Origin of the sequence: Holdemanella sp. MSK.7.32 (genome assembly GCF_024460475.1) — a bacterium.
GTDB lineage: Bacteria > Bacillota_I > Bacilli_A > Erysipelotrichales > Erysipelotrichaceae > Holdemanella.
The window spans coordinates 90,125-96,240 of record NZ_JANFYN010000002.1 but is presented as its reverse complement, the minus strand read 5'-3'; the positions used below and the strand labels follow the sequence as shown (position 1 = coordinate 96,240).

Below are 6,116 nucleotides of genomic sequence, written 5' to 3'. Positions count from 1 at the left end.
ATCAGAAAGTCAAATCCTTCTTTGTTGTTAGAAAAAGAAGTAGGTGTAACATTGAGTTCACCAGTTTCTTTGTCCATGACACAAAAATGATGACTGTTCTTTCCAACATCGATACCAACTAATTTCATAAATAAACATCCTTTCTTGATTAAAATTTGTGAAAATGGTTATCCACAACACTTAGACCACAAAACCTGGTTCAAAATACGAATTCAAAGACTCATCTAACTAATCACTGTTTTGGAATAAGGTGTGGTAAGAACCTCTCAAAAGTAGTCAAGCTACAGGAGATGAATATACAAATCCACATTCACATATTCAATTTTACAAATTAACAACACCGTCTTCAACCACGGTTACAAACAGGTTGAAAGAAAGGAGGAGTATATTGTAGATGACCAGTTAGATGGGTCAATTACAATATACCAGGAGATGTAAAAGTGTGCAGAGCATTAGATGAAATGTTTGAAGAATCAACAAACAGAGGAATCCTGTTGGGTATCAAACAAGGCATTGAGCGTGGTGAAAAAATACACAAATCAAAATCGCGATTAAGATGCTTGTAAGAAATAATCAAACACTTGAAGAAATCTCTGAGATTGTTGGACTGGACTTAGATGCATTAAGAGAACTAAAAAAGAGTATTTGATTGAATGGATGTGTGATCACATCCATTCTTTTATTTTAAAATTCTTAAAAACTTGCTAAAATATTCCCTGTATGAAAAAAAATCAGAGTATTGACCTATTGCATGGTCCTATTTTTAAATCATTAAGTTTATTAGCAATCCCAATCATGGCAACGTATTTTATTCAGATGGCCTATAACCTGGTTGATATGTTGTGGATTGGTTTTTTAGGTTCTGGTGCAGTTGCCAGTATCGGTGTATCTGGAAATTTCATGTATTTGGCTAACGGCCTTGTGAACATGCCTAAGATTGGATCACAAGCTTTGGTTGGACAAAGTCTTGGAGCTAATAATCAAGAACAAACAAAAAATTATATTCAGGCAGCTTTTCAAAGTTCCTTATTTTTTGCCCTTATATATGGAATTATTATTATTGTTTTTCAAAAGTATTTAATTCAATTATTTAATTTATCAGATCCCGCTATTATTCAAGATGCTCAGAATTATTTATGGATTACATGTGGCTTTATTGTATTCTCTTTTGTGAATCAGATTTTTACCGGAATTCTTACGGCTGCCGGTCATTCAAAAAGCACTTTTATAGCCACAACAACCGGTCTAGTATTAAATTTAATTTTAGACCCTATACTCATCTTTGTATTCAATCTTAGAGTCATCGGTGCGGCTCTCGCAACAATTCTTGCTCAAATCATTGTTACTTTGGTCTTTTTATATAATGCAAAAAATCTTGATCTATTTAGAAATATCCGTATCTTGTCAAAACCAGAATTGAATCATATTTCTGAAATATTAAAAATAGGATTTCCATCCTCTGTGCAAAGTATGTTATTTACATGTATTTCTATGTACATTGCACGCCTAATCTCAAGTTTTGGAGCAATCAGTGTTGCCGTACAAAAAGTAGGCTCGCAAATTGAATCTATCTCTTGGATGGCAGCCGATGGATTCAGCGCATCCATCAATGCGTTCACTTCGCAAAATTATGGTGCAAAAAACTATGATCGTGTAAAACAAGGTTATAAAACTGGCATGCTGGTGGTTGGATTATGGGGATTATTAACAACAGCCGTTTTAATTTTCCTTCCTGGACCGATATTCTCATGTTTCATCCATGAAACAAATATCCTTCCTTATGGAATTGACTATCTAATTATACTTGGATATTCCCAACTATTTATGTGCATAGAAATAGCTACACAAGGTGCTTTTAATGGACTTGGTAAAACTCTGCCACCTAGTATTGTATCCATTATATTCACGTCTGCGAGAATTCCTATGGCCATTCTGCTATCTCACTATTTAGGAGTAAATGGAGTATGGTGGGCCATTTCAATTTCAAGCATTATTAAAGGAACTGTTTTAGTAATCTGGTTTATATTATATTCAAAAAGGAGGCTGATCTCATGAAAAATCATTCACTAACGCAAGGAAGCATCACAAAAGGACTCCTTTTCTTTGTGATTCCACTTTTCTTTTCTAATCTATTTCAACAGCTCTACAATACAATCGATACATTATTAGTTGGTCATTTCTTAGGCGATAATGCCCTGGCCGCAATGGGCGCTACTGCTGCTATTTTTGAATTGATCGTTCAGTTTTCCAATGGATGTGGAACAGGATTTAGTATTGTCACAGCAAGATATTATGGTTCTAAAAATGAAAATGAACTAAAGAAAAGCGTTGCAGCATCTCTAATTTTAGGATTGATCATCTCCATTGTGATCACAATCGTTTCCTATGTTTCGATGCCATATCTATTAACAATTCTAAAGACACCAAAAAGTATTTATCATGATTCATTAAACTATATTCGATGTATATCTGCCTTTTTAATCATCACCATGTTCTACAATTTAGGCGCCGGTATGTTACGAGCTATTGGCGATAGCCTAAGACCATTGATTGTACTTTTCTGCTCATCTATTATAAATATTGCGCTTGATATTGTATGTATCACAATACTCGATATGGGTGTATTTGGCGCAGCTGTAGCTACTGTTATTGCCCAAGCCATTTCAACTATAATTTGTTTCTTTTTAATTTTGCGAAAAGCTAAAATTTTGATACCTAGAAAAGAACATTTCCAAATTAAATCTTATATGGTCAATGATTTGTTGGGACAAGGCTTTTCGATGGGATTTATGTTTTCAATCGTATCCATTGGAACCATCATTCTTCAATCCGGAATCAACAGTCTAGGCACTCAAATCATTACAGCCCATATGGCTGCTCGAAAATTAATCTCATTATTTTGTCTGCCTCTTTCTACATTGGCAGCCTCAATGGCAACGTTTGTCTCTCAAAACAAGGGAGCTCAAAATTATGAGCGAATTATAAAAGGGGTTCGTCTTTCAAACATCTGCGGTATTATATATCCCATCTTTTTAAGTATACTTATTTATTTTACAGCTGAAAATCTAGTCCACCTTTTATCTGGATCCAACACGCCTGCCGTACTACAAAATGGCGCCATGTATCTAAAAATCAATATTCCATTTTTCATAGTATTGAGTATACTATTGAATTTAAGAAATGCAATTCAAGGCTTTGGATATAAAATAACACCTTTATTCTCTAGTATTATTGAACTCATTGGAAAAATTGTCTTTACATTATTTTTAGTTCCTACATTTAAATATTTAGGTGTATGCTTTTGCGAACCCATTATTTGGTGTTTAATGGCAAGCCAATTAATCTATTCATATCAAAAAATCATAAAACCATTTAAAGCGCAGAATTAACTCTGCGCTTTGTTTTGTATTATGCTTGTACAAATTGTTTTAAATAATCTACGTCTAAAATTAAAATCTTCTGATAGACCATCGAGATTACATTTTGCTCACGTAACCCTCTTAAAATACGATTTACACTATTTCTAGTAGAAATACCGCAGAATCCTGCAATATCATCGTTTGTCACTTGGAAATCAATTAAAATACCCTTTTTTACTTTTCTTCCGAATATAGGAATCAATTGATAGATAAAAGCACATACTGCTCCATTTTTACCATTCATAGTCATAAGTTGTTGTCTAAAAATAGCTTCCGTTAATTTAGTACGATAATATGAATTCACATACTCTTTTAACTCTGAATCTTGATTTACAAAATCCCAGAATAACACTCTTGGAATACGATAAAAAGTAGCCGTTTCACTCTCAATACGAACGTTAAATGGAGCCGATGTATATTGACTTACTTCATCTTTTAATAATGAAATAATATCGGGTCCTTTAATATAAGAAATATTAAATTCTCTTCCATCACGCAAAATTATACTAGTCTTAACAATACCTTCTTTTAACACGTACGTATCTTGTTGTTCTAAACCATAATACGTTAAATATGTGTGTCTTTTTTTTGTGATTGTAGGTACTTCTTTTTCTTCAAGAAATTTCACCAAATAATTGCTGACCATAAGTTACCCTTTCTCTTTCAGTTAACTCAGTATAACATACTCCACAAAAATTGTAGGTAACATATGTTATTATCAATGACTGTCAAATTTTAAATAAAAAAGGTCCACAGCCCATATGATGCTTACTGTTGAACCTTTTTTCATTATTATTTCTGATGTTTTGAACAAATTGCAACTCCAACACCGATTGTTGCCATACAAATAACTGAGAACCAACCAGTGTGAGTAAATACTTGGTTACTAGAACCAATTCCTGCTGCATATAGAGGCATTGGAACAAATAACAATGATGCCCCCGCTAAATAACCTAACTTTTTCATATCCAATTCCTCCTTCTTTTGTTGGGTTAAAGCTTTTCTATACCAATCTTATAACGCATATAAACACAAAAAGAAACCAAGATGGAAAACTTGGTTTCTATTCTGGTATAATCAGTTCTTGTTATTTCTTTCATTTAAAATGAACTTTTCAACCTCTTTAAACATTTTCTTTGATTTCTTAGCCGACTGCTTCTCAGCCATTTTTTGTTTCCATACAGGAATTTCCTTTGAAGAAACATTTTCATAAATTTCTTCATAAGTCACTTTGATTTTTGATTCATTTAAAGATTCAATCTTATAAGAAATAGTTGTATGATCAATTGCCGTGACAAACGTTGCTTCATACAATGTATTCGGAATCAACCTTTTAATATGCACAGTAATCTCTGAGCCAATTCCTTTTCTTTGAGCTGATTTCTTTTTATATTTTAAACCTTCTTTTAATTCTAAATTTTTCTTCGTGACATTTTTAACTTCTTCTTTTAAAGATTTCATCATCAAATCATAAAACTCTTTATCACTTACATTTAATTCCATGCTAACTTTCATATTGCACCTCTTTTAACACAATTATATACTATTTTAAGAAAGAAGGTTATTTATGTATACAGATAGTCATTGTCACATCACTTGTGATCATTTATATAGTCGAATTGACGAGATCATTGAAAATATCAAAGCTAAAAATCTCACTTCTTGCATGATCATGTGCACAAGTCCTGAAGAATTAGAACGTGCGAAAAAGGTAAAAGAAAAATATCCATTTTTTAAAATTGCCTTTGGATGGTTTCCAAGTGATGCCAAAGAAGTTGCAGATAAAGAAATTCAGTATCTCATTGATCAAACGCCTTATTTAGATTGTTTAGGAGAAATTGGATTGGATTACTATTGGGATACTAGTTTTAATGATTTACAAAAAGAGCTATTTATCAAACAGATTCAAATTGCGAATGAACACAATCTCCCTATTTCTATTCATATGCGCGAATCCACAAAAGACTGCATGGATATTTTAAAACAATACGCAAAGACAAAAATTATTTTCCATTGCTTCAGCGGAAGTAAAGAAACTATGATGGAATGTTTAAAAATGAATTCTATGATTTCGTTTGCCGGACCTATCACATTCAAAAATGCTAGACAAGCCCCTGAATGTATTTCAGCATGTCCTATTGATCGAATCATCACAGAAACGGATTCTCCTTATTTAACACCTGTTCCTTATCGTGGAAAAGAAAATGAACCTATGTATGTGGAATATGTCGCAAAGAAGATTTGCGAAATCAAACAACTTGATGAAGCAAGTGCATGTAGACAAATTGAAGAGAACTTCAATTCCATTTTTGATTTAAAATAAAGACCTGTCGATTGACAGGTCTATTTTTGTAAGTTTTCGTATTCTGAAACTTTGTTTCCTATGATAATGTTATCTCCTTGAATCACAATAGGTCTTTTTACTAACATACCATTTGAGGCAAGTAATTCAATCAATTGTTCTTCTGTATATGTTTCGCGTTTTTCTTTTACTTTTAATTCGCGATACAACATACCACTTGCATTGAACAATTTTTTTAATTCCACACCACGATGAATCCAGCTTTGAATCTCTTCTTTTGTTGGATTATCTTCTTTAATATTTCGATATGTAGCTTCAATACCCAAATCTTGTAGAACTTTATATGCCTTTTTACAAGTTGAACAAGGAGGATAGCCAATAAACAATGTTTCCAT

General features: G+C 32.6%; 9 protein-coding genes. 4 read left to right on the top strand and 5 right to left on the bottom strand.

What is annotated here, in order from left to right:
- A partial coding sequence (locus tag NE544_RS12190; protein WP_305145686.1) for a transposase occupies nt 1-128 on the bottom strand: 128 nt, incomplete at its 3' end.
- A 312-nt stretch (nt 129-440) separates the two neighbouring features.
- On the opposite strand from NE544_RS12190, the gene NE544_RS01095 reads away from it, so the two are divergent.
- The 3 genes from NE544_RS01095 to NE544_RS01085 all read left to right on the top strand — a co-directional run bounded on the left by NE544_RS01095 (nt 441) and on the right by NE544_RS01085 (nt 3,389).
- A complete protein-coding gene (locus NE544_RS01095; protein ID WP_256268036.1) occupies nt 441-566 on the top strand; it encodes a hypothetical protein in 126 nt (41 codons plus the stop codon).
- 154 nt (nt 567-720) lie between these two features.
- Entirely contained in the window at nt 721-2,055 is a 1,335-nt protein-coding gene (locus tag NE544_RS01090; protein ID WP_256268035.1) for an MATE family efflux transporter, read from the top strand.
- Nucleotides 2,052-3,389 carry an MATE family efflux transporter gene (locus NE544_RS01085; protein WP_256268034.1) on the top strand — a complete coding sequence of 446 codons (1,338 nt, stop codon included), beginning with the start codon at nt 2,052-2,054 and terminating at the stop codon, nt 3,387-3,389. Before NE544_RS01090 ends, NE544_RS01085 begins: the two co-directional genes overlap by 4 nt.
- Nucleotides 3,390-3,408: 19 nt before the next feature.
- Here the strand turns inward: NE544_RS01085 and NE544_RS01080 are convergent, their stop codons facing one another.
- From NE544_RS01080 to NE544_RS01070, 3 genes are all read right to left on the bottom strand, one after another.
- The gene (locus NE544_RS01080) at nt 3,409-4,065 is read right to left on the bottom strand and encodes a Crp/Fnr family transcriptional regulator (protein WP_118116721.1); all 657 of its coding nucleotides are present in this window, start codon (nt 4,063-4,065) and stop codon (nt 3,409-3,411) included.
- A 146-nt stretch (nt 4,066-4,211) separates the two neighbouring features.
- Nucleotides 4,212-4,385, bottom strand: coding sequence for a hypothetical protein (locus tag NE544_RS01075; protein WP_154556314.1), 174 nt, complete (start codon nt 4,383-4,385; stop codon nt 4,212-4,214).
- A gap of 111 nt (nt 4,386-4,496) precedes the next feature.
- Nucleotides 4,497-4,934, bottom strand: a complete 438-nt coding sequence (locus NE544_RS01070) for a DUF3284 domain-containing protein (protein WP_256268033.1) — start codon at nt 4,932-4,934, stop codon at nt 4,497-4,499.
- A 52-nt stretch (nt 4,935-4,986) separates the two neighbouring features.
- Here NE544_RS01070 and NE544_RS01065 point away from each other — a divergent pair, with 52 nt between their 5' ends.
- Nucleotides 4,987-5,742: a TatD family hydrolase gene (locus NE544_RS01065; RefSeq protein WP_256268032.1), complete on the top strand. Its 756-nt coding sequence runs from the start codon at nt 4,987-4,989 to the stop codon at nt 5,740-5,742.
- Between the two features lie 20 nt (nt 5,743-5,762).
- On the opposite strand, the gene NE544_RS01060 is transcribed toward NE544_RS01065, so the two are convergent.
- Nucleotides 5,763-6,116, bottom strand: a complete 354-nt coding sequence (locus NE544_RS01060; protein WP_256268031.1) for a Spx/MgsR family RNA polymerase-binding regulatory protein — start codon at nt 6,114-6,116, stop codon at nt 5,763-5,765.

Bases quoted from the DNA above. Each gene is read 5' to 3' on its own strand.
- NE544_RS01085 (WP_256268034.1), top strand. From the start codon at position 2,052: ATGAAAAATCATTCACTAACGCAAGGAAGCATCACAAAAGGACTCCTT.
- NE544_RS01090 (WP_256268035.1), top strand. From the start codon at position 721: ATGAAAAAAAATCAGAGTATTGACCTATTGCATGGTCCTATTTTTAAA.
- NE544_RS01065 (WP_256268032.1), top strand. From the start codon at position 4,987: ATGTATACAGATAGTCATTGTCACATCACTTGTGATCATTTATATAGT.
- NE544_RS01070 (WP_256268033.1), bottom strand. From the start codon at position 4,934: ATGAAAGTTAGCATGGAATTAAATGTAAGTGATAAAGAGTTTTATGAT.
- NE544_RS01075 (WP_154556314.1), bottom strand. From the start codon at position 4,385: ATGAAAAAGTTAGGTTATTTAGCGGGGGCATCATTGTTATTTGTTCCA.
- NE544_RS01060 (WP_256268031.1), bottom strand. From the start codon at position 6,116: ATGGAAACATTGTTTATTGGCTATCCTCCTTGTTCAACTTGTAAAAAG.
- NE544_RS01080 (WP_118116721.1), bottom strand. From the start codon at position 4,065: ATGGTCAGCAATTATTTGGTGAAATTTCTTGAAGAAAAAGAAGTACCT.